General features: G+C 51.0%; 23 protein-coding genes and 1 tRNA gene. 3 read left to right on the top strand and 21 right to left on the bottom strand.

Annotated elements, in window-relative coordinates; genetic code table 11:
* Positions 1-105: 105 nt before the first annotated feature.
* Positions 106-1,083 (bottom strand): hypothetical protein, encoded by a 978-nt coding sequence (locus tag HMPREF2756_RS07215; protein ID WP_070619828.1) that lies wholly within the window; start codon positions 1,081-1,083, stop codon positions 106-108.
* Between the two features lie 194 nt (positions 1,084-1,277).
* On the opposite strand from HMPREF2756_RS07215, the gene HMPREF2756_RS07210 reads away from it, so the two are divergent.
* Both HMPREF2756_RS07210 and HMPREF2756_RS07205 read left to right on the top strand, forming a co-directional pair.
* Entirely contained in the window at positions 1,278-1,871 is a 594-nt protein-coding gene (locus tag HMPREF2756_RS07210; RefSeq protein WP_070619825.1) for a methylated-DNA--[protein]-cysteine S-methyltransferase, read from the top strand.
* A 98-nt stretch (positions 1,872-1,969) separates the two neighbouring features.
* A complete protein-coding gene (locus HMPREF2756_RS07205) occupies positions 1,970-2,674 on the top strand; it encodes a DNA-3-methyladenine glycosylase I (RefSeq protein WP_070619822.1) in 705 nt (234 codons plus the stop codon).
* A gap of 109 nt (positions 2,675-2,783) precedes the next feature.
* Here HMPREF2756_RS07205 and HMPREF2756_RS07200 read toward each other — a convergent pair whose 3' ends face one another.
* The 3 genes from HMPREF2756_RS07200 to HMPREF2756_RS07190 form a co-directional block, all read right to left on the bottom strand.
* Entirely contained in the window at positions 2,784-3,179 is a 396-nt protein-coding gene (locus tag HMPREF2756_RS07200; RefSeq protein ID WP_070619820.1) for a DUF1304 domain-containing protein, read from the bottom strand.
* Between the two features lie 187 nt (positions 3,180-3,366).
* Entirely contained in the window at positions 3,367-5,025 is a 1,659-nt protein-coding gene (locus HMPREF2756_RS07195; protein WP_070619817.1) for an L-lactate permease, read from the bottom strand.
* Between the two features lie 617 nt (positions 5,026-5,642).
* A tRNA-Pro gene (locus HMPREF2756_RS07190) sits at positions 5,643-5,716 on the bottom strand.
* Between the two features lie 291 nt (positions 5,717-6,007).
* Between HMPREF2756_RS07190 and HMPREF2756_RS07185 the strand changes: the two genes are divergently transcribed.
* Complete coding sequence (locus HMPREF2756_RS07185) at positions 6,008-6,607, top strand: NAD(P)H-dependent oxidoreductase (protein ID WP_238789178.1); 600 nt, start codon at positions 6,008-6,010, stop codon at positions 6,605-6,607.
* 93 nt (positions 6,608-6,700) lie between these two features.
* Here the strand turns inward: HMPREF2756_RS07185 and der are convergent, their stop codons facing one another.
* From der to HMPREF2756_RS07100, 17 genes are all read right to left on the bottom strand, one after another.
* On the bottom strand, positions 6,701-8,290 hold the full coding sequence (der, locus tag HMPREF2756_RS07180) for a ribosome biogenesis GTPase Der (RefSeq protein WP_070619814.1): 1,590 nt from the start codon (positions 8,288-8,290) through the stop codon (positions 6,701-6,703).
* 92 nt (positions 8,291-8,382) lie between these two features.
* Positions 8,383-9,108 carry a (d)CMP kinase gene (gene cmk, locus HMPREF2756_RS07175; RefSeq protein ID WP_070619811.1) on the bottom strand — a complete coding sequence of 242 codons (726 nt, stop codon included), beginning with the start codon at positions 9,106-9,108 and terminating at the stop codon, positions 8,383-8,385.
* Positions 9,109-9,206: 98 nt separating this feature from the next.
* A complete protein-coding gene (locus HMPREF2756_RS07170) occupies positions 9,207-10,343 on the bottom strand; it encodes a prephenate dehydrogenase (protein ID WP_048777726.1) in 1,137 nt (378 codons plus the stop codon).
* Positions 10,343-11,416, bottom strand: a complete 1,074-nt coding sequence (locus tag HMPREF2756_RS07165) for a pseudouridine synthase (RefSeq protein ID WP_048777725.1) — start codon at positions 11,414-11,416, stop codon at positions 10,343-10,345. The genes HMPREF2756_RS07170 and HMPREF2756_RS07165 overlap by 1 nt, the downstream gene beginning before the upstream one ends.
* Positions 11,417-11,502: 86 nt before the next feature.
* A complete protein-coding gene (gene scpB, locus HMPREF2756_RS07160; protein ID WP_048777723.1) occupies positions 11,503-12,438 on the bottom strand; it encodes an SMC-Scp complex subunit ScpB in 936 nt (311 codons plus the stop codon).
* Positions 12,435-13,427, bottom strand: a complete 993-nt coding sequence (locus HMPREF2756_RS07155) for a segregation and condensation protein A (protein WP_048777721.1) — start codon at positions 13,425-13,427, stop codon at positions 12,435-12,437. Before HMPREF2756_RS07155 ends, scpB begins: the two co-directional genes overlap by 4 nt.
* A gap of 144 nt (positions 13,428-13,571) precedes the next feature.
* Positions 13,572-14,468: a ParA family protein gene (locus HMPREF2756_RS07150; RefSeq protein ID WP_013398802.1), complete on the bottom strand. Its 897-nt coding sequence runs from the start codon at positions 14,466-14,468 to the stop codon at positions 13,572-13,574.
* Positions 14,469-14,703: 235 nt separating this feature from the next.
* Positions 14,704-16,131 carry a C4-dicarboxylate transporter DctA gene (locus HMPREF2756_RS07145; RefSeq protein ID WP_004004345.1) on the bottom strand — a complete coding sequence of 476 codons (1,428 nt, stop codon included), beginning with the start codon at positions 16,129-16,131 and terminating at the stop codon, positions 14,704-14,706.
* A gap of 343 nt (positions 16,132-16,474) precedes the next feature.
* Positions 16,475-17,650 (bottom strand): site-specific tyrosine recombinase XerD, encoded by a 1,176-nt coding sequence (locus tag HMPREF2756_RS07140; protein WP_070619808.1) that lies wholly within the window; start codon positions 17,648-17,650, stop codon positions 16,475-16,477.
* Positions 17,651-17,656: 6 nt separating this feature from the next.
* Positions 17,657-18,379 carry an NUDIX domain-containing protein gene (locus tag HMPREF2756_RS07135; RefSeq protein WP_083301694.1) on the bottom strand — a complete coding sequence of 241 codons (723 nt, stop codon included), beginning with the start codon at positions 18,377-18,379 and terminating at the stop codon, positions 17,657-17,659.
* Positions 18,380-18,534: 155 nt separating this feature from the next.
* Positions 18,535-20,232 carry a CTP synthase gene (locus HMPREF2756_RS07130; protein WP_070619805.1) on the bottom strand — a complete coding sequence of 566 codons (1,698 nt, stop codon included), beginning with the start codon at positions 20,230-20,232 and terminating at the stop codon, positions 18,535-18,537.
* 239 nt (positions 20,233-20,471) lie between these two features.
* Positions 20,472-22,181, bottom strand: coding sequence for a DNA repair protein RecN (gene recN, locus HMPREF2756_RS07125; RefSeq protein WP_070619802.1), 1,710 nt, complete (start codon positions 22,179-22,181; stop codon positions 20,472-20,474).
* Positions 22,182-22,322: 141 nt separating this feature from the next.
* Complete coding sequence (locus tag HMPREF2756_RS07120; protein WP_048777715.1) at positions 22,323-23,291, bottom strand: NAD kinase; 969 nt, start codon at positions 23,289-23,291, stop codon at positions 22,323-22,325.
* A 127-nt stretch (positions 23,292-23,418) separates the two neighbouring features.
* Positions 23,419-24,153: a TlyA family RNA methyltransferase gene (locus HMPREF2756_RS07115; RefSeq protein WP_070619799.1), complete on the bottom strand. Its 735-nt coding sequence runs from the start codon at positions 24,151-24,153 to the stop codon at positions 23,419-23,421.
* A complete protein-coding gene (locus HMPREF2756_RS07110; RefSeq protein ID WP_004004338.1) occupies positions 24,154-24,354 on the bottom strand; it encodes a hypothetical protein in 201 nt (66 codons plus the stop codon). It abuts the gene before it with no gap.
* Positions 24,355-24,357: 3 nt separating this feature from the next.
* Entirely contained in the window at positions 24,358-25,392 is a 1,035-nt protein-coding gene (locus HMPREF2756_RS07105) for an HAD-IIA family hydrolase (RefSeq protein ID WP_070619796.1), read from the bottom strand.
* A gap of 62 nt (positions 25,393-25,454) precedes the next feature.
* Positions 25,455-26,585: a tetratricopeptide repeat protein gene (locus HMPREF2756_RS07100; RefSeq protein WP_070619793.1), complete on the bottom strand. Its 1,131-nt coding sequence runs from the start codon at positions 26,583-26,585 to the stop codon at positions 25,455-25,457.
* Between the last annotated feature and the right edge of the window lie 218 nt (positions 26,586-26,803).

Genomic DNA, 26,803 nt, shown 5'->3' with positions numbered 1-26,803 from the left:
ACAGAGAAGTATCCCGTACACTTTGCCGCATCTTCGTAGGGTAAAAGCGTACGATATGCAGGAAAGTGTACGGGATACGAGTCTATCATCGCAGGATTCGCAGGGTTAACTAGAGATGCCCTCAGGTTCTTCAAGCATCTCTGCACGTAGTTTTGCATCACGTTTACGCACGCGACGAGCATTGTATTTATGCCCTACGGGGTAGAAAAAATAAAGTCCCACAAGAATAAAGAGAGAAATCATCATAATACTCGTGAATATTCCAGAGAAAACTCCGGCGCTCCCCTTTTCTGCAATATCTTTTGCAATATTGTTCATGACCGATCCTGGCAGAGTCATTCCGCACAGAACGTAAAGACAAAATTGCCACCATTGGTAACGCACAAAATTTCTACAGAGAGCATAGGTAACAGCGGATTGCAATTCGGCATATCGCTTTCTGAGACTTTGCGACGCCTTCTGAATATCCCGAATGCGCCTTAGTGCCTTGGATGCTTCAAGAGCGGCTTCGTAGGAAACGAAAACCGGCTTACCCTCAAGCTCAATTGCGTGTGCCTCAGCAGCGCGCAAAAACAGGCTGGTCTGCGCATCAGCCAGAGAGGAATCGTCCTGTCCCTGCCGTCGCTTATGCGCGCTAACCGTCATGTTCTCAGCGGTATCGAATAACTTTGCGCGAGCCGATACATAGTTAGGTTCTAAGGGGTTCAACTCAATGAGTTCCCCATAACGATCGATCGCAGTTGCAATATGTCCCAGATCGACGGCAATAGCTGCTTCAAGTTCTAGAGCTTCCTCGTAGGTTACGGGAAACCCGGAATTGTATGCCAATCGTCGACGTGCTTGGATAACATTAAAATATGCGGTATTAAGTTCCCCTCTATACCGTTGAGCGCAAGCTAGTCCATATAAACCTACAGGGTCTTCAGGTGCTAAAACGTTGAGTTTTTGCGCAGCGAAATAAAGATTTATGTCATCACTATCATCAAGATAGTCAAGAACTAAATTACGCCAGTAATCTAGGTTTGGCACCGAATGTACGGTATGCGCGCCCACAGTTTTTTGCGGGTAAGTCAAGGAAGTCATCTTTGGGTCCCGAATATATGAGTGAAAGAGTGAGTATGTAAGTTTTATTTTACCCAAAATAACTAAAAAATTTAAAAATGACTATGTATTTTATATCATATTTTTATATAATAATATGCAATGTAAAGTTTTTCTACGTCATGTTTTCGCGGCAGAGTTTATGATTAAGGAAGTAAAAACGCAAAGGAGCTGTCATGAGCGAGAAGAAACTTAAAGCACCACAAGAACTCATTAACAACACAGCAAAACGCTGGCACAGCCTCATCGACAGCCCAGTAGGACGCCTTTATCTTGCAGCAAGCACCAAAGCTCTTACCGGGCTCTGGTATGAGGAACAGACACATTTTCCTATACCAGACGAGCTCGGTGAGTTTATTCCAGACCCCTCGGCAATCGCTGCAAACAGCGAGCCAGCGCCTGCAGCGAGCATCCTTAAGCACACCACTCGCGAACTGCAGGAGTATTTCGCCGGCAAACGTACAACCTTCACAATTCCTTTAGCGCCTGAGGGAACAGATTTTCAGCTCATGGTATGGGAATATTTATGTTCAGTCCCCTACGGATACACCACAACCTACGGAACCATCTCACATGCCGTGGGACCAGGCGCACCCGCACAGGCGGTCGGACAAGCTGTTGGGCGCAATAAAATTTCAATCATCATCCCTTGCCATCGCGTTTTGGGGTCTAATGGCAAGCTCACCGGCTATGCAGGCGGGCTCGACCGCAAACAGTTCCTTCTCGACCTCGAAGAACCTGCAGAAATTCGCGAGGGTCGACTCTTTTAGGCTCTCGACTATTTTATCGAAATAATATTCTATAGTTGCCTTCCAACTGAATCTCTATATACTATACTAGTACATATTTACGATATTAGGAGGTAGCCATGTCGTCAGATGATTCTGCGAACGCTGTCGCTTCTGGCAAAGTCGAAACGAGCGCAGACCGAAAATATCCTGCTTGGGTACGTCATGATCTTGAACGCGACTACTACGATAAGGAGTGGGGCATACCTATCACCCATGAAACCGGGATGCTTGAACGGGTTTGTCTCGAAGGGTTTCAGGCCGGTCTTTCATGGTATACGGTCTTAGTCAAAAGGCCAGTGTTTCGGGAAGTCTTTGCCAACTTTCTTCCTGAAAAGCTTGCAGCATTTACAGACGATGATGTTGAACGATTGCTCCACGATAAACGTATCATTCGGAATAACCTCAAGATTCGTGCCACTATCTCAAATACGCGCCTAACTCTTGACCTACGCAAGCGTGCAGCTGCTGGAGACGAGTCATTAGCGGGATTTCACCTTCCGAACGGGTTATGGGTTGAACCTGGTTTACCCGCTTTTATCTGGTCTTTCCTTCCCGAAAGCACTATTACTCCGAAAACTCTTGAGGAGGTTCCTACGCAAAATGATGTCTCTGCAGCTATGTCGAAAGCATTCAAGAAGCTCGGAGGCAAATTTTTGGGTCCAACCAGCTGTTACGCCTTAATGAGTGCCATTGGTATGGTGGATGCGCACCTACTGGACTCACACCGGCGTGGGTCATCAGGCTTATTTACTCCCGAGGGAGAATTGCGCCGGGGCTCATAGATATAAAGAGTTTTGGTTAAAATGAAGAGATTCCTGCCTCGCCTGCTGAAAGGCGAAAGCAGAAACCTCTACTGTGTGGCTAGTTGGGTCTTGTTTTTAAAGTCCTGCGTTATGACACCATAGTGAAAAGCAATATGAGAGATAGGATTGGTGGCACACACTGGATAAGCGCGGGTTTACGCTTATCCGGTGAGGTCGCGAAGAGATAAATTCCCGCGACGGCCATCGAACCTAGACCGGCAAACATGAGGGCGATGCCAACTTGCGGCAGACCACCAACCCAGAACGCTAACAGGCCGGTTGCTGCAATCCAGGCCAGCATGAGATTGTAGAGCCCTTGATTTGCAGCCATTTCTTTGGTGGCTTCGGCAAATTCTTCCGTGGTACCGAAGGTATTCCGACCCCGAGGCTTAGTCCACAGGAAAGTCTCAAGAATCCAGATATACACGTGAATAGCGATGGACACGAATGCGAAGACCGTGACGACGCTTGCCAAGGTAGACATTGTTATTTCCTCTTTCTCGAAGGTAGTTCGGTAAATCAAGCACCAATTTTACTATCTCATCGTCATAATCCGTAAGACAGCCAAGGCTCAAGAATGAACAAGAGGAACCTCCTCCCACTTACATACAGAATGCGCCAGCTCGTACCTCGTTTGAGGCACAAGACTGGCGCATTCGGGGGGGTATGTGCTAGTGGACAACGAGCGACAGCAGGTATACCCACACGCAGGTCAGCACCAGCAAAATAGCACTGTACTTGATCGCCATTGAGGTGATCTTCGACTCCTGCCCAGAGCTTTCCACAGCTGCGGCCGCAATAGCGATAGACTGCGGCGAGACGATCTTCGCCATCACACCGCCGGCGGTATTTGATGCCACCAGCAGGGTTGGGTTCACGCTGATCTGGTGCGCGGTGGTCGATTGCAGACCCGCGAAGAGAATATTGTTGTTAACCACCGAACCGGTCACAAACACACCGATCCACCCGATGATCGGCGAGAAGAGTGGGAAGAACGTCCCTACCGTCGCAACGGCCAGTGCGATGGAAGAGATCATCCCCGCATAGTTCATCACGTTAGCAACTGACATCACAAGGCAGATCATAATGATGGGCGTCTGCAGCTGTTTCCAAGCACCGCCCAGCTCTTCGAAAGCGGCCTTCCAGCTGATGGAGGAGAACAGCACGGTAATAATAACAGCCACAAGGATAGCGGTACCCGAGGCTCCCAGAATATTCCAGGTGAAGACGGCTTTCACAGGGGTCGGGTTTTTAGCGATAGGAGCCACCTGCTCGATCGCCCCATGAATACCAGGAACATTGACAAGGATATTAGTGAAACCTAGGGGACCATCACTCTCCCCTGCTTTAGCTGCTTTAGCGAATACCGGTTTTAGGACCGTAGACCAGAGCAGAATTGCGACGGACAGGTAGATGAATGGGCTCCAAGCCTTGAATATTTCACCGGAGGTATGCTTGGTCTCGCCTTGTGCTTGCACTTCCTCCAGGGAGGGAGCGGTAGGCTCACGGAAAATATGCTTGGGTTGCCATGCGCGCATGATGAGAGCCAAAACGATCAATGATAGAAGCGGCGGAATAATATCAACCAGCTCAGGGTTTCCCAAGGTCAGTAGCAGCAGGGATTGTCCGCCAGAGTAAACGGCACCAACGATCAGAGCCACCAAGCCGGTTTCGCGTAACCCGCGTATCCCGTCTTGGATAACGACCATGAGCACTGGGATAAGCATCGCAAAAATCTGCAACACAGGAACCATATTTGCCGATAATTCGGCCAGAGGAATACCACCTTTCTCGGCGCCGGTGCTGACCGGAATACCGATAGCACCGTATGCACCGGATGAAACGTTAGCAACCAGCGCGAACATTGCGGCCTTGAGCGGGTTAAACCCGAGGCTGACCAGCAAAGCCGCACAAATTGCGATCGGAATACCGAACCCTGCCGCGCCTTCGAGAAATCCACCGAAACAGAATGCGATCAGCAGCATCTGGATACGCTGGTCAGTGGAGATGGCCGAGATAGAGGAGCGAACAATGTCGAAGTGACCGGAACGCACTGTAATACGGTATAGCCACACCGCCATGAGCACGATCCAGCCGATAGGCCATAGGCCAGCCAAGAAACCATAAAGGATTGAGCCCGCTCCAGCGCCGGGTGGCAGCCCAAATACGAAGATTCCGATACCGAGTGCGAGTGCGAGAGAAATAATCGCCGCTTTGATACCGCTGAGTTTGAGAATGGTTAGTCCAAGGAGGAAGAAGACAATGGGGATTACCGCTACTAGTGCTGAGAGCATAGTGGAATTGAGCGGGTCATATACCTGCTGCCACATGGTTTTTCCTTTCCGCGACATACGCGGTTCTTAGTGGTCACTGCGTACCGCTAATGTGGATTAACGTGGGTTCATGAACTTTTACCCAAGATCCACGGTTGCGATTCTGTGGTTTTTGGCTACGAAAGCCAGTGTGTGCGGATGTTGCTTCCACACTGCGCTACCAGTACCTCTTTGTAGGTTCAAGGAATTTACCTTGGCAGACCAGCTGTAGACACCTCATCCACTCCAAAATATACCACTATCGACAGAATAATTCGCAAGTATTCCCACTCAAAGACAGGAACATCATAGTTGTACTTTCACCTAAAGCGTATTCTTGCCTAGTGAAAACCATAATACGCAAAGCATACGAATCGAGAGAAAAAACGATATTAATTCGCGAAATAATCTATCCAAGAAGGATCTTGCAGCGACATCGCCCTCACAGATCTAAAGAATGTTCAGATGCGGTAAAAAAATACGAGAGTAGCAGCTCAATAACCAAGACGGGGATTACCCGTACCACGGCAGAGCTTAACAAAAAACGGCGTTGTAGACGGAAAACAGCAATATACGATAAACCCAATAGAAAAACGCTCCAATCGATAGTTTTACCGATTAGAGCTTTTCCTGCGTCGGGTTGACAGGATTTGAACCTGCGACCCCTTGACCCCCAGTCAAGTGCGCTACCAAGCTGCGCCACAACCCGATGTACATCACCACTATTATGTACCGTGTTTCCAGGAAATCCCTGCGGACACTCGAATAACTATACCCCAGGTTCTCACCCCGTGCAACTTAGAAAACGTGAAAATACTGGATTTTTCGCTGCCGCTCAATATATATTCCACGCAGACGACTAAGGGAACTTTGAGAACATAGCGTCTCTTCAGAATGCTTGGATTCCTGCCAAAGCCCTGCTTGCATGTAGGCTACTGCGATGACAGTGTTAAAACACACTGACTCTTCACAGACGCTACAGATTTTTAGAGAGGGCATCATGAAAAACCTCATTATTTTCGATCATCCCTACACTGCCGAGGCTTGGCGTAATATCCCCCATCAGCGGTCTTTTTGCGCTGCCCTATGCAAGAATATAACCGACAAGCTTGAGGCACGCGGCGACGAGGTCGATCTTCTTGATCTACATGCCGATGGTTTCGACCCGGTCATGCGAGCAGAAGACCTTGCTAACTGGCGTCGCGGTAATCCCATCAATGACCAGATAGCAGACTATCAGGCGCACATAAAATCCGCAGACCGCTTGATCTTTATCTTCCCTATCTGGTGGGATTCTATGCCAGCCATGACCAAGGGCTTTATCGATAAAGTCTACGCCAAAGATTTACTGTACACACAGCCCAGCGAATACCGGCTTGTTACTACGTTGAATCACGATACCGAAATCGTTCTTGTAACCCCGCTCGGTATGCCCTTACCCATATACAAATACATCATGCGAGCGCCCGCCGTCAGAATTTTCAAACAAAGTATTTTCCGGAAGACCGGGATCAAAAATTTCCGGTGGCTTCCTTATGCGCGGGTAGACAAAATGACGGCTGAGCAACGCGCCCAGTTACTCGCAAACGTACCTTTTTAGATGAGCGCGACGAATTAGCCAAGGGAAGCATAAGCACCCCACCAAAGATATAAAGGGTGGGGTAGTTATGCTCGTTCACGTTTGGGTAGCACGTTAGCGTTTGCGTGAGCCCTTGCCACCCTTTTTCGCTTTGCTCCCCTGACGATCCCCGAGAGAGCGGCGTTCGCGCACGCGCATCGAAATTTCGATCGGCGTGCCCGTGAAATCAAAGGTTTCACGCAGGCGGCGCGTGATAAAACGCCGATACCCCGGGTCTAAGAACCCGGTTGTAAAGAGCACAAACTTCGGCGGGCGTGATGACACCTGTGTGCCGAAGAGAATGCGCGGCTGCTTACCACCACGCAGCGGATGGGGATGCGCCGCCGCCAATTCGCCTAAGAAAGCGTTCAGTCGCCCGGTTGGAATACGCGAATCCCAGGATTCCAGCGAGCGTTCCAGGGCGGGAACCAGCTTATCTTTATGCCAGCCGGTTTTTGCCGAGATATTCACGCGCGGAGCCCATTTCACATGTGCCAGGTCGCGGTCAATTTCGCGTTCGAGCATGTCGCGGCGTTCCTCATCGAGGGTATCCCATTTGTTGAAAGCCAGCACCATAGCGCGACCGGAGTCGATCGTGGTCTGAATGATGCGCACATCCTGCTCGCTCAGTGGTTCAGAAACATCCAGAAGTACGACTGCGACTTCGGAACGTTCCAGGGCTGTCTGGGTGCGGAGTGAGGAATAAAATTCGGCGCCTTTCGCCATATGCTGGCGACGGCGAATGCCCGCCGTATCGATGAATCGCCACGGGTAGCCGCCCAACTCAATAACCTCATCAATAGGATCGCGTGTAGTACCCGCGAGATCGTTCACGACGGCACGTTCGGAACCCGCTAATTTGTTCAGCAGCGAGGATTTACCCACGTTGGGACGGCCGATAAGTGCCACACGGCGAGGTCCGCCCGGTACCTCCGGCTGCGCATACTGGGAGTGTTCGGGCATAACCTCTAGAAGCTCATCGAGGGCATCCGCCAGACCACGACCGTGCAAGCCCGAAACCGGGAAGGGCTGTCCCATGCCCAGCGACCACAGGCTGTAAATTTCCGGTTCCAAGTGGGAATCGTCGATCTTATTTGCCATCAGAATGATGGGCTTCTTGACACGGCGAAGCATACGCACGATCTGTTCGTCTGAGGCGGTAATTCCCACGCGTGCGTCCACAACGAGGATGACAACATCGGCCTGCTCAACCGCAATCTCCGCCTGATCCGCTACCTGAGCATCAATACCACGAGCATCGGACTCCCAGCCGCCGGTATCGACGAGGGTAAAGCGTTTGCCAACCCATTCGGCTTTATAGGAGACGCGGTCGCGAGTCACGCCCGGCTTATCTTCTACCACGGCTTCCCGACGCCCCAGAATGCGGTTAATAATGGTGGATTTTCCCACGTTGGGGCGCCCCACGATAGCTACTACAGGATCGGCGAATTGTTCGTCTTCTTCGTCAAAGTCGAAGCCCCAAGCGCCAAGAAGGGCACGGTCTTCTTCATCAAGGTCATAGTCGTCGAGTCCTTCCAGAAGAGCCTGCGCACGCGCTTCTGCGGTTTCGTCGTCAATATCGGCTAAACGTTCGGTGAGGTCATCTTCTCCGCCGCCTAGGTATTTGTCTTCGTAGTCGTTGCGGGTAGCGTCGTTCTCAACCATGCGCCGTCCTTTCTTCTGCGCGAACGCCAGCTTAAGGCTTGTCCTAGCAGCTTTAATTTCTCACTAGTATGTTCGCTGTCTTTTCAAGTATTTTATGCGGTCTCGGTCCCTGCAGAGGCATCCCGTGATGCCTTTCGTTTCGCCTTCACCTGTGCATTAACAGCATTAATAACTGCTGATACGGTCTCGTTAAAATCCAGATCCGAGCTGTCTACCAGGGTTACACCGGGGGCGGCTTCCATAAAATTGTTTACCTTAGAATCCTGGGTATCGCGTTCAGAGATCTGCTGCGTAAGGTCGCCGGACTCTCCTGATTTTTCGGTGTTCTCTAGTCCACGGCGTGCCATGCGCACCTTTTCCGATGCGGTTAGCAGTATGCGTGCATCTGCATCCGGTGCCACCACGGTTGTAATATCTCGCCCCTCCGCCACAATACCGTTGACCGCCTGATTGATCGTCCAGCGTTGTAGCTCGATGAGGTATTCACGAACGGCAGGCACAGAGGCTACGGCAGAGACCGCACCAGAAATTCGTTCAGTGCGGATTTCCTCGCGAATATCGGTGGTGCCCATCAAAATTTCTTCTTCTTTGATATTGGTTCCGAAGACGAGCGGCATCTCTTGCACAGCTTTCCCGATAGCATCTTGGTCAGCAAGATCAATATCGAGTTGAAGCACACGATAGGTTGCGGCACGATACATAGCGCCTGTATCTAGGTACGCTAACCCAAAATGGCGTGCGACTTCTTTTGAGACCGATGATTTTCCAGAACCTGACGGTCCATCAATCGCGATCGTAAGTTTAGGGTTCTCATGCATAACATTACTTTCTGTCTGCGAGGGGTCCCGCATGTTGAGTGTCAAAATAATCTTGAATATCCAGGCTTACGGGAGGGGTAACTGCTGAGGAACGCCAGCTATTTTACGACTTTCCAGCCTCGTTCCGTAAGCCCGTCTACCAAATAGTCGTGTTTTGCCGGGTTTACCGAGACCTCAGCCATGCCGACGGGCGCGCCTGTGGAGTGCTCCAGCCGCAAATCTTCAAGGTTAATCCCCAAGTCGCCAATATCTGCCAGCATCCGTGCCAAAGTTCCGGGCTCATCATCAACCAAAACGGCGAGGGTCGCAAAAGCCGTCGGAACTCCGCCGTGTTTACCGGGGATGCGCGCCACACCAGCGTTGCCTTCGCTCATCAGCTGCGCAAGATCAAGCCTGGCGCCCGATGCCAAAGGATCTTCCAATGTTTCAATCAGACGGTTTAAATCTTCTCGCACACCATAGAGGCTTTTCACGATAGGCGCTGCGTTCGCCGCAAAAATCTGCACCCAGAGTGCAGGGTCGGAAGCAGCAATGCGAACCGTATCGCGAAGCCCTTGCCCCGCTAAACCAAGCGCATATAAGGGAGTTTCCTGCAGCCGAGTCGCTAGCAGGGAGCTCATAGCCTGCGGCAGATGGGAAATCAACGCAACCGTTTCGTCGTGTTCTTCAGCGCTAAGAGTCGTCACAAAAGAGCCAAGCTCTACCGCAAGGGCGCGCACTAATCGCACGCACTCGATACGTGCATCGTCATGTTCGCAGATAATCCAGGGACGCGCCTGAAAAAGCTCCCCACGCGCCGCAACCGGGCCGGTCTTTTCACGCCCAGCCATCGGGTGCGAACCAACGTATCGTGAAGCATCAGCATCAGAGGCGAGTACCTGTTCTAAAGGCTGTACTTTAACGGAGGCAATGTCGGTCACGGTAGCGCCCGCATATCCGGGGCTAGGCGCATACTCCCGCAATGCCTGTATGCAAAGTTTTCCGGCTATATCCGGCGGAGAAGCCACAACTACCAGCTGCGGGGTGAATGACTCACGCTCATCGGGCTCAAGGGTATCGAGCCGGGTTCCTGCTCCAATATCTTCGGCGACGGCTTCAACGGTGGGCGAAATATCCTGCAGATAAACTTCAAGCCCCGCAGCACGCAAACCTAGCCCGATAGATGCACCCAATAGGCCAGCCCCTACCACGAGGACCGGTCCTTCCAGCATGGGGGTCATAGTTGTTTCTGTCATTACATCTCCACCGAAGCAAGCAGATGCCCAATTTCGACTTTAGAAAGATTACGAATGGTCCCTTGCTTCTGCGATCCGATACGAATGGGACCCATCTGTACACGAACAAGTTTCTCCACAGGATACCCCACGGCTTCAAAGAGGCGGCGCACAATACGGTTCTTACCCGAGTGAATGGTCACTTCAATCAGCACATGGCCGGGCGCCGAATCCACAAGTTTAAAGGAGTCCACCCTCGATACGCCGTCTTCAAGGCGAATACCTTTCTTCAGCTCAGCGCCAATACCTGATTCTACTGGACCGCGCACCTGCACCAGATACGTTTTGGGTACCTCATACGAAGGATGTGTTAAACGGTTTGCGAGCTCGCCGTCGTTAGTAAGAAGCAGCAGACCCTCGGTTTCCACGTCTAATCGTCCCACATGGAAAACACGCTCATTCATAGAGTCACGTAGAAAATCTTTAATGCAGGAGCGGCCATCGGGGTCTTCCATCGTGGAAACGACGCCAGCAGGTTTATTGAACGCCATGTAGATGAGCTTTTCGTTAGTCTGCACGGTCATACCATCAACCTGCACAATCACATCGGCAGGATTAACACGCACCCCCAGCTCGGTCACGACCTCACCGTTAACGGTCACTCGTCCTTCCGTGATCATCTCTTCACATACACGACGCGATGCAACACCTGCCTGCGCCATCAATTTTTGCAGACGTACACCGTCGTGATCATAGAAATCAAAATGATCCACAGGCGCATTACGGGGACGGCGCGGGCGATGTGGCCCAGAGTAGTTATTTACCCTGTATTCGCCGCGCTCATGTGGGAAAGCTTCGCCGGAACGATAGGGGCGATGCGGTGCCCGCCTATCCCGCTTGGAAGCACCCGCGCCGTGGCTACGCGCGGCGCGTGGAGACCCTGATGTACCGGATTTAGGCTTTGCGCCGCCTGAAGTTTTGCCACTAAATTTACCGACTCGGGTTGAGGAGCTAGCGCCCACGCCATTACGTTTCGCGCCGGGTCGAGGTTTCCGCGACCCGGGGTTTTTACCGCGAGAGTTTCCATATGCCATAGTCTTATTCCTTATGTCGTTCGTTTGAAGTTTTCACAAGATTTTGATGCCCACCGCTTCCTAGATTTAGTCCGCGGGCGGATAGGTTAGTTACGATTACCGTGTTCAGAGGGGCTGTCAGAAAGTACTGCTGCCTCGGTTTCATCAGGTAAAAGAGGCGCAAGCGCGGGAAGCTCTTCCAGAGAGTTGAGACCTAATTTTGTCAAGAAAAGTTCCGTGGTCTCGTAAAGAACCGCGCCGGTTCCCTCCTCTTTACCGGCCGCGCGCACGAGCTGGCGCTGTAGCAGCTGACGTACCGATGCATCCGCGTTTGTTCCTCGGACTGCGGCTATTGCGGCACGCGTAACCGGCTGCCGGTAAGCGATAACTGCCAGGGTTTCATATGCGCTTTTGCTCAGGGTAGCGCTCTGTGAACGGGTCACAAACCTCGCTACCCAGGGAGCAAAATCGGCGCGAGAATACAACCGCCAGCCACCGGCAACTTGGCGAAGCTCAAAACCACGCGGCTCGTGGGCGGGAGTGTCTTCACCATATTCCGAATCGTCACCGTTATATTCACGATAAAGCTCGTCAAGAGCGTGCTCAATACTGCGCTCATTGACAATCAGGGCGGCAGAGAGTTCGCGCACACTTACAGGAGTATCAGCAACAGCAAGAATAGCTTCAATAGCGCTTTTCACGCCCCCAGGAATAAGCTCAACGCGCGAGAATTCCTCTACATCAGCGGCGACCGCTCGGGTTATCTTCGCGGGATGCCGAGCATCCGAAGACGTTATATTTTTGTCAGAATCGCGCTCAGTTTCGGCTTTGTGTTCCTGGTCAGTAGAAGTCTGCTCGGGTACCGAGGCATTTTCGCGATGAGATTCTTCTCCGGATTCACTGTCTGTCTCAGTATCGGCACTAGGGTCCCAGTAGCCTAGGTTCACCATCGCTAAATCATTCTCGGTGAATTCATCCTCAAATCGGCTCCCCTGCTGCTGCGCGGCTGTCTTACCAGCAGAGTTGAAGGATTCTTCGCTCATGCGGTCTCCTCCCCTGCGTTTTTAACGCTCTCTGAAAAGGTAAGATCATCCGGGCTATCGCGATGTTCTGGGCTGTAGCCCCGCCCTGTATCATGTGCTGAAACTGCCGGTTCAGCAGGAACAAAAGCACGCGCATATTCGGTAGCACGTACCGAAATCTCGGCAAGCGGCGCATCCTGATGTACGTCTACCGCGCCCTCTTTATACAGTTCTAAGAGCGCCAAGAAACGCACAACTGCGATGTCAAGTCCCTGAGCATCATACACCAGTGCCGAAAATGTTACCGATGATACCGTCGGTTTACACGCAAGAAGTGCATCCAGAATATATTGTTCTTCGTGTGCAATCGTTGTTGAGGCGCCGTGAAGGTGCTCATTCAGTTCCTCAGCAACATCAGCCGGATTCGGTTCTAGATTAGTCGAAGGTTTCGGGGCAAATGCTTGCGCTGCAATACGCGCAAATTCCTCTACTCCCCCTTTGAAAACAAGCTCTGGAAGGGCCTTCACAAATACAGGTTCCAGCGCCACGGTCCGCGGAAAGCGCTGGGTCTCTTCGCGCCAACGATCAGCGAAAATAGCGGCTACCTCACGGTAGGCGCGATACTGAAGCAACCGAGCAAAAAGCAAATCACGCGCTTCTAGAAGAGCCACATCCTGATCTAGCGGTTCATGATTCTGCGGGAGTAGCCGGGCGGCTTTAAGCTCTAGCAGAGTCGCGGCCGTTACCAAAAAATCGCTTGCCTCATCTAATGCGCGTTCAGTGCCCTGTGAATATAAGGCATGCAGATACTCCAGGAACTCGTCGGTTACTTCAGCAAGCGCAATGTCTGTAATATCGAGCTTACGACGTGTGATCAGTGTTAGGAGAAGGTCGAATGGACCCTCAAAATTCGGTAAATTAAGCGTGAATCCGGCACCGTTCACCGAATTGGAGGCATCAGGCGTCTCATGCGGTGTCGGTACCCTCACGGCAGCGACATTTTTGGTCATAGGTGACCGATTTCCTTTACTGGGGATTGCAGGATAACCTGCGAGATCATGAAAGATACAGGATGTACCGCCCATATTATACGTGCCTTGACACCATACCTTCAAGGTTTATAGGTGGTGTCAAGGCACACGGGATCCAGGATCTTATCGGGCTCCGCCCTTGTAAATAAGTTCGCGGGCTACCTGCCGGTAAGCTTGAGCCCCAGTGTGGTTGCTGGCATATGAGAGGATAGGCTCTGCCGATACTGTAGCATCCGGGAATTTAACGGTTCGCTTAATCACGGTGTCAAAGACTTTATCTCCGAAAGCGTCAATAATACGTGCAAGCACTTCTTTAGAATGGATGGTGCGGGCGTCAAACATGGTCGCAAGAACGCCGGTAATTTCTAGATCGGGGTTTAGGCGATCCTGCACTTTCTCGATAGAGTCCACGAGAAGCGCCACAGCTCGTAGGGCAAAGAATTCGCAGATAAGCGGGATGATAACGCCATGCGATGCTGTCAATGCGTTTACGGTTAGCAGGCCGAGCGAGGGCTGACAGTCAATCAGAATAACATCGTACTCATTCTGTACCTTACGTAGGGCTGAGGCGAGTACCTGCTCGCGAGCAACTTCGTTTACTAGCTGAACTTCAGCCGCAGAAAGGTCGATGTTTGCGGGAAGAAGGTCGATGTTCTCGATATCGGTCGGTAGAATAACGTCGTTAATATCGACCTTACGATCCATCATCACGTTGTACACGGTCAGCTCAAGCTCATGCGGATTTGTACCGAAACCAGCGGATAGGGCACCCTGAGGGTCAAAGTCTACAAGGAGCACTTTACGACCACACTCCGCAAGTGCAGCACCAAGGTTTATGGTTGAGGTCGTCTTTCCTACGCCACCCTTCTGATTCACCATTGAGATGATGCGGGCGGGACCATGTTGGCTTATAGGCGCAGGATCGGGATATTCACGTAGGGGTCGGCCGGTTGGTCCGAGTTCTTGTGCCGGTGCTTCGGTCAACTTATCTTCACCTTCGTCAACGAATTTTCTCTTCATGTATAAGGTTACCCCACACACGCCCGCTCAGCAGGTTTGTGAGTTCGCTTTACGTACGAATTATGTTACATCGCGCTCTGTTCAGGTCTATAAACCAAATAATTCGGGAATTCTAGAGGCCCCGATCACCATAAGCCACAGCATTATGTAATTCTCATGCTAAATCAGACCTTGCAATATGCGGGAAGGCGCTTTCCTCCTAGAAACAGATACACCTCCCCGCATACTTTTTAACTTATTGATCTTCCGGTAGCGTCACAGTATTTTTAATCTTTGGTTCAGCCACAACGGACATCTGTTTGGTGGGAGATTTTTGACTTACCGCATTATCCACGTATTGGTCACCGTGTAGTTCGCCGCCCATGGTGGATTCGTCAAAGGGGATCTCCCCTTTCAGCACCGCATGAACACGATCCATATCTACCTCTTTAACAATCTTCCCCATGAGTAACGTCGCCACTGCGTTGCCTGTGAAGTTAGTGACCGCACGTGCTTCAGACATGAAGCGATCGATTCCCACGATCAAACCTACACCATTAACAAGGTCGGGGCGGTGCGACTGCAAACCGCCTGCCAGGGTCGCCAACCCCGCGCCCGAAACACCGGCAGCTCCTTTCGAAGCAATGATCATGAAGACCAGCAGAGAAATCTGCTCGCCTAACGCAAGTGGAGTCCCCATAGCCTCCGCAACAAAGAGGGCGCTCATCGTCAGGTAAATTGCGGTGCCATCCAGGTTAAAGGAATACCCCGTAGGAACCACAACGCCTACAACAGGCTTCGAAACACCTAAGTGTTCCATTTTGGCGATAAGACGCGGCAGCGCTGCCTCCGACGAGGATGTTGAGAAGATGAGGAGATATTCGCGTGCCAGATATTTCAACAGGGTAAAGATATTCACACCGGTTACGAGCTTGAGAATAGTGCCCAGAACGATTACGACAAAGAGAATACAAGTGATATAGAATGCCACCATCAAAATAAACATTGAGGAGATCGCACGGGAACCCGTAGAACCTACAACAGCTGCAATCGCACCAAGCGCACCAGCAGGCGCTAACCACATAATCATCATGAGCAGACGGAATACGAGCGCCTGACAGTAGGTCAGAAATTTGAGAATGGGAGCGCCAACCGGTCCCATCTTCTGCAGGGCAAAGCCGGTCAAAAGCGCCACGAAAAGGGTTTGCAGAATATTACCGCTTGTCAATGCCGAAAGCAAAGAAGTCGGCACGATGTTGAGCAGGAACGAGACAGTGCTGTCACCGCCATGTCCTTCAGACGAATTCGGAAGCGTGTATTTCGTTGTTGCCGGGTCATAGTGCAGCGAGCTTCCCGGCTCGATAATATTACCTACAACCAGGCCAATTCCTAAGGCAAAGGTTGACATGAGTACGAAGTACAGCAGCGCCAATCCACCGACCTTGCCGACGGTTGCTGCCTTAGCAATAGACCCTACACCCAGCACAATCGTACAGAAAATTACAGGGGCGATCATCATCTTGATGAGAGCGATAAAACCAGTACCGATGGGCTGCAGCTCTTTTGCAAAATCGGGAACGGTCATTCCCAAGATACACCCAAGGATCACAGCGGCAATGACCGAGAGGTAGAGCATATGGGTTGGGTCTTTGTAGAACGGTTTCTTTGCGGATTCCGTACTCATTAATTCTTTCCTTTCGCGCCGGGGACGCACGGTGCTGTGTGTCTATACCGACCAGAACTTTATTGTTCCGGATTCAGGATGTTATACAGGCTACACCTACAGCAACATTAACGCGGGTGTTTTCTGACTAAAATATGCCATTGCAACAGAATATTTACATGTCTGTTACAAACAGCATAAATATTACATCTTTAGAGTGTAAATCGTATAAATAAGCTAAATTATAGTATCTTATTGGCGTATTTTCTCTTTAAACGCATATTTGTCGGCATAGCTATACAGACATAGTGTCGTCGTTCTTCCGCGCAGCTATTCCCCACAGTCTACTTCTACTAATCACCTACTAAGTACGCTCATGTGCACGAGGATGCGCCATCCGGTAAACCTCCAGCATCCCTTCCGGAGTAACCTTGGTATACACCTGCGTAGTCGCAATCGAGGCGTGTCCCAATAGTTCCTGAACCACGCGAATATCGGCTCCGCCCTGTACAAGATGCGTCGCAAACGAGTGTCGAATAGAGTGGGGCGAAAAATCAGAGCTCAGCCCCGCCTCCTCAGCTGTTTCTTTGAGGATAAGCCATGCTCCCTGTCGACCCAGCCGACTCCCCCGCCCGTTGAGAAAAAGCGCAGCGGTGCCTTTACCATGTGAAGCAAACATGGGGCGAGCGCGCACAATATAGTCTTCCAACGCCCTCTGCGCGTAGGATCCCAAAGGTACTAAACGCTCTTTACCTCCCTTTCCAAAAAGGCGCACATACCCGGGAAGTGCAATAGATTCCCCGTTTTCATCGCGGGGTTTTTCGCCCAGGTGTATATCGTCCAGGTCTGTTGCCAGCATCTCGCTCACGCGCGCGCCGGTAGCATATAAGAACTCAAGTATCGCTCGATTACGCAGGCCGGTAGGAGTCTTAAGACTGGGTATGGCAAGGAGCTTTTGCATTTGCTCCACGGACACGGCTTTGGGCAATCGCTTCACATTTTTAGGCGGTTTCACGGCAGCGGCGGGATCGGTCTCCAGGATGCGCGAAGCATGCCAGAAACTATGCGCGCCACGAACTGCAGCCATGGTGCGTGCAATCGAATTAGAACCCAGCGGCAGAGGCAGTGTGACATCACGCGTACTCGTTGAAGGAGCCTTTGTCTGATCCGAGGTGTAGAGGGAAACCGCCAAAGACTCCAGGGTATCTTCGAGTTCCTCTGCTCGGGTATCAGATTCAGATAGTTTTTCTCCCTGGCTCTTGCTGGGATACCCCGAATCTCTGTTCTCCTCCGCACGCGGCAGTGTCGGTTGGGCAAGTTCACGCATAAAGGCACGCACATCGGCAGTGCGAATTCGGTGGGCATCAATGATACCGCGTGACGCCATAAATTCCACATACCGCTTTAAATCGCGTGCATACGAAGCTATCGTATTCTCGCTGCTGCCTTTTTCAACTCGCAGGTGAATAAGGTACTGATCAATATCTCGCTCAAGCGGACTTATACGATGTATTCCTTCGCTCAGGTGCTGAGAAACCATAGCGAATTATTCCTCGTGTTTAAAAGTTTCAGGTCGGATACGGCGCCCTCCCAAGTAAGGATGAAAATCCCAAGTATCGGCGGCTTCTCGCAGGGGCAGTTGCTCTTGCTGAGCCTCGACTGCGCAATATGCCGCAAGAATAGCCTGAATAGCCAAACCGTTATGTAGTTGGCCCGCGAGCACAAGGCGTACGGCCTGTTCAAGCGGAACCCACCGGTAGGTAATCTCCGCTTCTTCGCCCCTGCGTACTATACGGTTTGCTTCAGGAATCTCGTACAGGTCTTGGGCAAGGTATATACGACCTGCTTCCGAAGCGGCTCCCGGAGTCGTGTAATAATCGACCAAGCTGCGCCAGTGATGAGCTCCAAAGTCGGTTTCTTCCGCGAGTTCGCGCTGGGCTGCATGAAGAGGGTCTTCACCAGTAATATCAAGAAGTCCTGCGGGAACCTCCCAGAGGTTCATACGCACGGGATGCCGATACTGACGCAGAAGCAGAATCTCATTCCGGTTGTTCAACGCGGCAACCGCAACGGAACCGGGCATGTCGATAACATCCCGCGTTAAAGTGGTACCGTGCCCGTCGAGATCATAGTGTTCCACGGCTGCTTGGAGAACATATCCGCTATACTGCACCTCACGGCTTAGGATTTCTCGCGTTGAGGGAGCATCGATCACATCAGCATACATAGGATCTATTCGATGCGGATTCTTGTTCTCTGAAGTGTTCATATCCCTATTCTAATTTGCATACGTGCGGTCGCCAGAGTCAGAACCTTAAGGACAGAGATATCAGCTGACAGCGCTGACGTTTCTATTTTCCTTTGGTAGAGCAAAGTCGCGGACTACATCGGCAATCAGTCCGCGACTTCTTATGAAGAAAGTTCTTACTCTTTACCGCTACGTTTGAGAGCTGCTTTCACCAGCCCCGCAAAAAGCGGATGCGGCCGCGTAGGACGCGAACGGTACTCCGGATGCGCCTGAGTCGCCACATAGTAAGGATGCACATCAGCGGGGAGCTCAACATACTCCACGAGCGAGGAATCCGGCGAAGTACCGGAGATGACCAGACCAGCCTTCTCAAACTGTTCACGGTACTCGTTATTAACTTCGTACCGGTGACGATGCCGTTCCGCCACTTCGGTCTCGCCATAGGCCTGAGCAACCTGTGAACCGGGAACCAGATTAGCTGTGTACAGGCCCAAACGCATGGTTCCGCCCAAATCACCTGCACCTTCCACAAACTGCTTTTGTTCTTCAATCGTGGCAATGACCGGCATTGTTGTCTCCGGGTCAAACTCGGTTGAGGATGCATCAGAGAGGTTCAAAACGTTTCGAGCGTACTCAATCACCATGGACTGCAGCCCCAGGCAAATGCCCAGAGTAGGAATCTTATGTTCACGAGCATATTTCAATGCGCCGATCTTGCCGTCTAGACCGCGAATACCGAAACCGCCAGGTACCAAAATGGCATCCATATCGTGCAGCTGATGGTCTGCGTCTTCATCAGTGGCGCATAGGTCTGCGGCGACCCATTTGATATTGACCTTTGCATTATTCGCAAAGCCTCCAGCACGCAGAGCCTCGGAAACCGAGAGGTATGCATCGGGAAGATCAATATACTTACCCACGAGGGCAATTTTAACGTCGGCGGAGGGGCGGTGCACCGCATCCAACAAACGATCCCACTGCGTGAAATCGGGCTCAGGGGCAGTCATGCCGAAGTATTCCAGAATATAATCGTCAAGCTTCTGGGAATGAAGGGTTTTGGGAATATCGTAGATGCTGGGGGCATCAGGGCATGAGATAACGGCTGCAGTATCAACATCGCAGGCGTTACCGATTTTGGCGCGATGCGATTCCGGAACATCACGCTCACAACGCAGAATCAAGCCATCGGGCAGGATACCCAAACCACGTAATGCTGCAACGGAATGCTGAGTAGGCTTCGTTTTGAGTTCGCCGGAAGGGCCGATAAAGGGCACCAAAGATACATGGAGGAAAAACACGTTCTGACGTCCAACGTCACGGCGTACTTGGCGTGCCGCTTCCATAAAGGGCAGCGATTCAATATCGCCTACCGTACCACCGATTTCGGTGATGATAATATCGGGCGCATTCTCGATTTCGGCGGCGTAACGCATACGGGCTTTGATTTCATCAGTGATATGAGGAATAACCTGCACGGTATCGCCCAAATATTCTCCGCGACGTTCTTTTGCGATAACGGTCGAGTACACCTGACCGGTTGTAACGTTAGCGGATTGGTCAAGGTTCTCATCAAGAAAGCGTTCGTAATGCCCAATATCAAGGTCTGTTTCAGCACCATCGTCAGTTACAAAGACTTCGCCGTGCTGGAAAGGGTTCATGGTACCGGGGTCTACGTTAAGGTATGGGTCAAATTTCTGCATCGTAACCGATAGACCACGAGAACGTAGAATCTGACCGAGAGAAGAAGCTGAAAGACCTTTACCGAGAGAAGAAGCAACACCACCCGTAACAAAGATTTGGCGGGTCACCTTACCGTTAGCGGACGCGTTAAGAGCGTTATTATTTTCATTCACCACGGAATTTAAGCTTACCATTTTCTTCTCCCCTATCCAATAGAACACTAGCGGACGAGAGCTTTTCTCTTCCCTAGATTTAATGAGCTCTTTCCCGTATTTCGCGCAGTTTTTACGCCATAATAAACGCTTCTATCTACCGCTGAATACCGTGTTAAACCACAACGACCTCTAGAAATATCTGCGACCCAATACTACCGAATATCCTTGGAATACTCCTCAGGTATATCAGCTATGATCGTTGTCTTTTCAGCACCTATTTACTCAAGCTGGCCCCCTGCGCGTAAAAGCTCTCGAGCGTGTTCCTGGGCTGCTTCCGACTGATCGTGTCCGGCGAGCATGCGAGCGAGTTCCACAACACGCTCTTGATCAGAAAGCACCTGTACTTTCGATAACGATGCGTCATCATTTTTAAGAACCAAAATATGCTGATCCGCGAAAGCCGCAACCTGTGGTAGGTGAGTTACCACCAAAACTTGTACATGCTGGGCAAGCATTGCAAGCCTGCGACCAATCTCAATAGCAGCCTTACCGCCAACGCCCGAATCTACTTCGTCAAAGATAAAGGTGGGTACCGGATCCACCTCCGCCAACACAACCTCCAACGCAAGCATTACGCGTGAAAGCTCACCTCCAGAGGCACCTTTCCCAAGTGGACGAGGGGTTGCCTCACGATGCGGAGCAAGCATAAAGGTCACTGTGTCACGACCATGAATTGAAAATTTATCTGCCTCGGCAACTTCAACAACAAGAGAAGCATTCGGCATGGCAAGCGCGGTTAGTTCTTCACTGACAGAATCCGCCAAACGCGAAGCGGCTTCTTGACGCGCTTTCATAAGCTGAGCTGCCTGCTCTCCTAAAGCCTGACGCAGGTCGGTGAGTTCTTGTTCCAGAGATTCCTGTCGCGCTGGATCATCAACAAGGTGAGTCAGGCGTTCACGAGATTCTTCAGCCCACTCAAGGACTTCCGCAATATCTGCACCATATTTTCGCGTCAAATTTTTCAGCTGCGCACGACGCTCCTGTACCTGCGCTAGGCGTTCAGGCCCTTCAGAATCTAACGAGGTCGAATAGGTAGAAATATCGGTGGCAACATCAGTCGCCAGAACTAAAAGTTCGTTAACCCGTTGAGCTAAATTCTCTATATCGCTATCGGCATCGGCTTGCCCCAAAAGAGATGTATGTGCCGCGTCCAGAAGACTCAGTACATTTGCCTCTGTGTCTTCCGTATATTCGCTGCCAGACAGCGCCGCCGCTGCAACGTCGGTTGCGGTACGAAGCGCCTCAACATTCATCAGTTTGATGCTTTCGTTCTTGAGTGCTTCATCCTCGCCTATTTGCGGGTTTACAGAGTCTATTTCTTCAAGCGCCCCCTGCAAGCTTTGCGCCTCTAATGCTCGTGCACGAGAATTCTCACGAACCTCTTTATATTCAGCGGCTGCGACTCGGTACCGCTCATAGGTATGCTGGTACTTCTCCAACAGGTCAAAAAGCTTTTCGCCGGCATAAAGGTCTAGTGCACGACGTTGCTCGCTGGCAGACTTGAGACGCAATTGATCTGACTGACCGTGCACAGCTACAAGAGTTTGCCCAATATCTGAAAGCTTACCGACAGGCGCGGTGCATCCTCCTACGTGTGCCCGAGAACGCCCAGAAGCATTAACGGTGCGAGCTAAGAGAAGTTCGCTTGTTTTTTCATCTACCGGGTCAGCTGTTCCGCCCACTTCTTCCGCAAGGGTCAAAGCCTTATGTTCTTGAGGTAGGCGCACGCTGGCTTCCGCTAAAGCGCTCTTTGCCCCTTGACGCACACTTGCAGCATCACTACGCGCCCCGAGAAGCATACCAAGTGCCGTAACGACCATAGTTTTACCGGCACCAGTTTCACCTGTTAGAACCGACAGCCCGGGCTGCAAAGGTAATCGAGCATCAGTAATAATGCCCAAGTCCCGAATATGGATTTCTTCAATCACGATGCGTCTACCTTAAAGTCCTTACCGCATAGGGGCTGGAGTCGTGCCACATACGCGAGCTATGTGCGGCTCTATTGCACTGACCGACTTCCTGTTGGAGCACCCCAAACATTCGGTTTCCGTGTGAGTACCAGATATAAATCAATGAGGATCTTGCGAGCTGTTTTTTTCACCGGCATCGCACACCTCACGCTCCTCCTCAGAGGTTGGGCCTCGCCATCCTCGAATAGGCAGAGCAAACTTACGAACCAGCCGTTCAGAGAACGGGGCGGGGTGGATACGTGCCAAAAGCACTGGTTTTTCAGATTTACGCACCTCAATGCGGGAACCGGGCAGCAGATCATTCATACGTCGTCCATCGCACCACAACACACCGGATGCACCATGAGCCATCATTTCAACAGCTACCATAGAAGACGGAGATGCTACTAGCGGTCGTGCAAAAAGGGCATGTGCTGAAAGCGGCACCAATAATATAGCTTCTACCTCAGGCCAGACTACCGGTCCCCCACCTGAAAATGCGTATGCGGTGGATCCCGTGGGCGTACCTATCACCACACCATCACAGCCAAATGTGCTTATTGGCTTACGATCTACCTCAATGATGACCTCAATCATCTTCTCGCGGTTGCCTTTTTCAACGCTTACTTCATTAAGCGCCCAATCCGTATGAACACGTTTCTCCTCGTGCCATACTTCAATGTCGATTGCCATACGCTCTTCGACCGCATACTCGCTCTTGACGATGCGGTTTACAGTTTCTTGCAGATCACTTTCTTCCGATTCCGCTAAGAATCCTACGTGTCCCAGATTCACGCCGATCAACGGAATGCTTGTATGTCGCACCATTTCTGCAGCACGCAGGATAGAACCGTCACCGCCGAGGACCATACCAAGCTCAATATCAATAAGCGCAACACTCTCATGCACCACCTGCACAGGCACCGGATCGTCCCAATTTTCCGTCAAGGCTTCCAGATCAGAACGGTTCATCACGGGCACTAGACCTGCACGATGCAGCTGTTTACACGCCTGGCGGGTTGCATCCCGTGCTTCTTTGCGTCCAGTATGCGCAAAGACTAGAATTTTACGATTTTCTGTTATTGACACGTTCTACCCTCCTCACAGCAGGCATTATTTGCGGATTATCCCACGACTACTTCTTTAGTATAGCCGAATTTCCCATTATACTGGAACATATTTTCTAGAATATTATTTCGATAAAAAGATTTGTTTGCTATTTCTGCTTCTTGCACCATAAGAAAAATTCGACGTTACCATCTTGCCCGGGTAAGGGGCTTTGCACAGTATCTATCACGCGAAGACCACATGATTGAGCCGAGTCTTGCACCTTACGCACGGCGAAAGCATGTGCTTGAGGATCTGTAACCACTCCTGCACGCCCGATTTGATGTTTTCCTACTTCAAATTGTGGTTTCACCATGAGCACTATGTCCCCATCTTCCTCGGTCACCTGCGCAAGAGCATCTATGACTAACGTTAACGAGATAAATGATAGGTCAGAGACAACTAGGGAAACTAAGCCCCCAATATCCTCTGGAGTTAGATAACGCACGTTAAGACCTTCATAAGCATCAACTCGAGGATCCATGCGCAAAGACTCAACAAGTTGACCGTGACCCACGTCAACTGCTGCAATATGTGAAGCTCCACGGCGCAAGAGTACGTCGGTAAATCCTCCGGTAGAGGCACCTGCGTCCAGACAACGACGACCGGCTACAGTTATGTGCGTAAAAATATCTAAGGCACCAGCAAGTTTATGCCCGGCACGACTCACATATTCTGTAAGAGGGCTTTCTTGTACCAGTACATCATCGTCACGATGTACAGGCTGCGATGCCTTATACACAATTTTCCCATTAACACTCACGCACCCGGCATCAATAAGTTTTGCCGCTAAAGTACGAGATGCAGCAAGCCCATGCTCGGCAAGAAATTTATCGAGCCGCACCTAGGAGTTCTCCCCGGGTTCTCGGGAGAAACGTACATTATCTTCGAGGTTATCAACTAAGGTTCCATAGGCCCGAATACGCTCTACAGGATCCATCGCTAAAACAGCCTGCAGCTGTGTTTCAAACTCCTGGTAATCAGCTTCTTCAAGGGACTCATGGCTATCAGCATTTTCTGTAGAGTTTTGTTGTTTCTTACCCATAAGTTAAACCTCGGGAAGGCCTTGAATATTCGGGGTCACAGCCTGCTCCGGATGCGCCGCCCACCAGGCAGCGCAGGCTACGCGCCAGGCTTCTGCTTCCGCATCGCTGCCGGAAAAACCCTCTGGCGCGAAAGAGCCTTGGACGGTTAAATAGATATTATTTCCCTGTACCTTGGCAGTCCATGATGGTCCATGCGCTGTAATCGCGTGGTCCTCATGGAGAATTTCGATCTGCGGATATGGTTCGAAGAAATCATCAAGAGTGCGCAAAATATATGTGGGACGTTGTTCAGGGACCACCGATATAACATCCTGATATGTCTGCACGCCGGTCAGCACAAGTGCACCCGCCATATGAGCTTTGTTGGCTCCCAGAATATCGGTGTCAAGGCGGTCCCCTACAATAACGGGCTTTGAGGCTTTTACTGATTGAGCCGCAGTCTCAAAAATAGCGGCTTCAGGTTTTCCGGCTACCATCGGAGTACGACGTGCCGCAATACCCACCGCCGCTACTAAAGAACCGTTACCGGGTGCTTGCCCTCGTTCCTTAGGAATAGTTTGGTCTGTGTTCGTGGCAACCCATAAGATGTTCTGATCAGCGAGAGTGTACGCTGCCTCTGCCAAATCTTCCCAGCTGAGTTGCGGGTTAAAACCCTGAACCACGGCAACAGGGTTGTCGGACTGTGATGATACAGGCTCCAACCCGACAGCCCGCAGACAATCTGCTAAAGCTTCAGTACCGGTAACCAGAATTTTAGACCCGGCGGGCACATATTGAGCCAATAAAGACGCGCCAGCCTGGGCAGAACTGACAACACGTTCCGCCTGGGTGCGCACGCCTAAATCTTGCAGGTGAGTCGCTACAGATTCTACGGAGCGCGAGGCATTATTAGTCACAAAGACGACGGGAACCCCACTGCTTTCAGCGCGGTTTAAGGCTTCTGGCGCTCCCTCAATAGCGTAGGGTCCAGCGTATACTACCCCGTCGAGATCTGAAAGTAAGGCATCGTACTGAGCTAGTAGGGGTTCGCTCGTCATAATGTTCAATTCTTTCTGGTTATAGACAAAGCAAGTAGCCTCAGTCGAGGAACAGATAGTTTCTACTGCTCTGTTTCATTTTGGGAAGGCTTCGTTTCATATTCAGAAGATGCAACCGCCAAGTTCTTTGACTTGTCAGAACTATATGCCTCTTCCTTCTCTGGCTGTGTTCCCTCGTCAGTATTGCTTTGTTGTTCGAGGTCTTCAAGCACAGGTTCCTCAGGTTCAAAGAGCTCGGATTCACCATAAATATCGAAAATCTCAGGCTCAGCGAACTCACCCTGTCCCAAAGCGGCTTCGGCCCTGAACGCGAGGCGTGCCCACTGCTCTGCTTCCTGACTTCGTCCTGCATTATCTAGAGCCTCGGAATATGCTGTGAAGAGTCGAGGGCTGTATTCGAAAGCACGTTTTGGGTTTAGCTGCGGAATTTGAAGGGCCGATATCGCTTGCGATTTTTTGCCCTGATCTGCATATATCCCAGATTCAACAATGGCGAGTTCAACGCGAACCTGGGCAGGAAGCTCTTCGCGTTTAGCTTCCTCTATCATGTCAAGAGCTTTAGAAATACGGTTAAGAGCGCGCTCACAGTCTACGAGGAGCGCAAGATGATCCAGAGAGCCGCTTATGCGACGATGCGTACGTAATTCGCGTAATGCTAGTTCGTAATCTTCAGCGACATATGCGGCGACACCTACAGCTTCACGTACCGCAGAAATACGTCCTGCGCTTCGAGACGCAGCAACAGCATGCTCAAGCGCGAACTGGGGATCAAGCTCCAGATATCGTCCAGTCATAACAAGATGTTTTGCAACGGTAGCGGCATTCCTAGACTCAAGCGCGCGAAGCTGACGGCTTGTAGCACTGTCTAATTCACGACCTGTTACATCACTGTCAATCTCAGGCGCCTTTGGCTTGGCAGGACGATAACCCGCCCGACCGTCAACAGATCGCACGTTCTCCTGAGACTCTGCCTTATACACGTGCTGCCTAGGTGACTTACTCCGAAAACCGAAACGATGCGATTTATGCGGGTTTTTCAAGTCGTTTCGGCGTCCTCCATCGCTATCCTTATGATTTGCCCCAGCCCCATCAGAATGTTGAGCGTTACTGTGGTAGTTGCTCTTCTGGGAGTTTTTCGCAGTGGAAGCACCAATAGCACCCTGCTTATTTTTAGACTGGGGGGTCTCAGACATGAATCTCCTCAAAGGGGAAGGCGGGATCAGACACAGAATCTTCGCTACAAATTATGGAAGATAATCTCAGGGTGCTAAATGCACCTTTTATATTCTAGTACAGGTTGGCATAGACCGATACCCTAGAGATACTAGATCACAAGATAGCTTTGTCTTCTGCATCTACTCGTAGAAGGCGGGCTACCACCGGGTTGGGGTTGTTTAGTAAAACCACCGTT

Source organism: Rothia sp. HMSC067H10, assembly GCF_001810635.1.
GTDB lineage: Bacteria > Actinomycetota > Actinomycetes > Actinomycetales > Micrococcaceae > Rothia > Rothia dentocariosa.
This window is presented reverse-complemented; position numbering and strand designations above follow the sequence as displayed.

Bases quoted from the DNA above. Each gene is read 5' to 3' on its own strand.
- HMPREF2756_RS07215 (WP_070619828.1), bottom strand. From the start codon at position 1,083: ATGACTTCCTTGACTTACCCGCAAAAAACTGTGGGCGCGCATACCGTA.
- HMPREF2756_RS07210 (WP_070619825.1), top strand. From the start codon at position 1,278: ATGAGCGAGAAGAAACTTAAAGCACCACAAGAACTCATTAACAACACA.
- HMPREF2756_RS07205 (WP_070619822.1), top strand. From the start codon at position 1,970: ATGTCGTCAGATGATTCTGCGAACGCTGTCGCTTCTGGCAAAGTCGAA.
- HMPREF2756_RS07200 (WP_070619820.1), bottom strand. From the start codon at position 3,179: ATGTCTACCTTGGCAAGCGTCGTCACGGTCTTCGCATTCGTGTCCATC.
- HMPREF2756_RS07195 (WP_070619817.1), bottom strand. From the start codon at position 5,025: ATGTGGCAGCAGGTATATGACCCGCTCAATTCCACTATGCTCTCAGCA.
- HMPREF2756_RS07185 (WP_238789178.1), top strand. From the start codon at position 6,008: ATGAAAAACCTCATTATTTTCGATCATCCCTACACTGCCGAGGCTTGG.
- der (WP_070619814.1), bottom strand. From the start codon at position 8,290: ATGGTTGAGAACGACGCTACCCGCAACGACTACGAAGACAAATACCTA.
- cmk (WP_070619811.1), bottom strand. From the start codon at position 9,108: ATGCATGAGAACCCTAAACTTACGATCGCGATTGATGGACCGTCAGGT.
- HMPREF2756_RS07170 (WP_048777726.1), bottom strand. From the start codon at position 10,343: ATGACAGAAACAACTATGACCCCCATGCTGGAAGGACCGGTCCTCGTG.
- HMPREF2756_RS07165 (WP_048777725.1), bottom strand. From the start codon at position 11,416: ATGGCATATGGAAACTCTCGCGGTAAAAACCCCGGGTCGCGGAAACCT.
- scpB (WP_048777723.1), bottom strand. From the start codon at position 12,438: ATGAGCGAAGAATCCTTCAACTCTGCTGGTAAGACAGCCGCGCAGCAG.
- HMPREF2756_RS07155 (WP_048777721.1), bottom strand. From the start codon at position 13,427: ATGACCAAAAATGTCGCTGCCGTGAGGGTACCGACACCGCATGAGACG.
- HMPREF2756_RS07150 (WP_013398802.1), bottom strand. From the start codon at position 14,468: ATGAAGAGAAAATTCGTTGACGAAGGTGAAGATAAGTTGACCGAAGCA.
- HMPREF2756_RS07145 (WP_004004345.1), bottom strand. From the start codon at position 16,131: ATGAGTACGGAATCCGCAAAGAAACCGTTCTACAAAGACCCAACCCAT.
- HMPREF2756_RS07140 (WP_070619808.1), bottom strand. From the start codon at position 17,650: ATGGTTTCTCAGCACCTGAGCGAAGGAATACATCGTATAAGTCCGCTT.
- HMPREF2756_RS07135 (WP_083301694.1), bottom strand. From the start codon at position 18,379: ATGAACACTTCAGAGAACAAGAATCCGCATCGAATAGATCCTATGTAT.
- HMPREF2756_RS07130 (WP_070619805.1), bottom strand. From the start codon at position 20,232: ATGGTAAGCTTAAATTCCGTGGTGAATGAAAATAATAACGCTCTTAAC.
- HMPREF2756_RS07110 (WP_004004338.1), bottom strand. From the start codon at position 24,354: ATGGGTAAGAAACAACAAAACTCTACAGAAAATGCTGATAGCCATGAG.
- HMPREF2756_RS07105 (WP_070619796.1), bottom strand. From the start codon at position 25,392: ATGACGAGCGAACCCCTACTAGCTCAGTACGATGCCTTACTTTCAGAT.
- HMPREF2756_RS07100 (WP_070619793.1), bottom strand. From the start codon at position 26,585: ATGTCTGAGACCCCCCAGTCTAAAAATAAGCAGGGTGCTATTGGTGCT.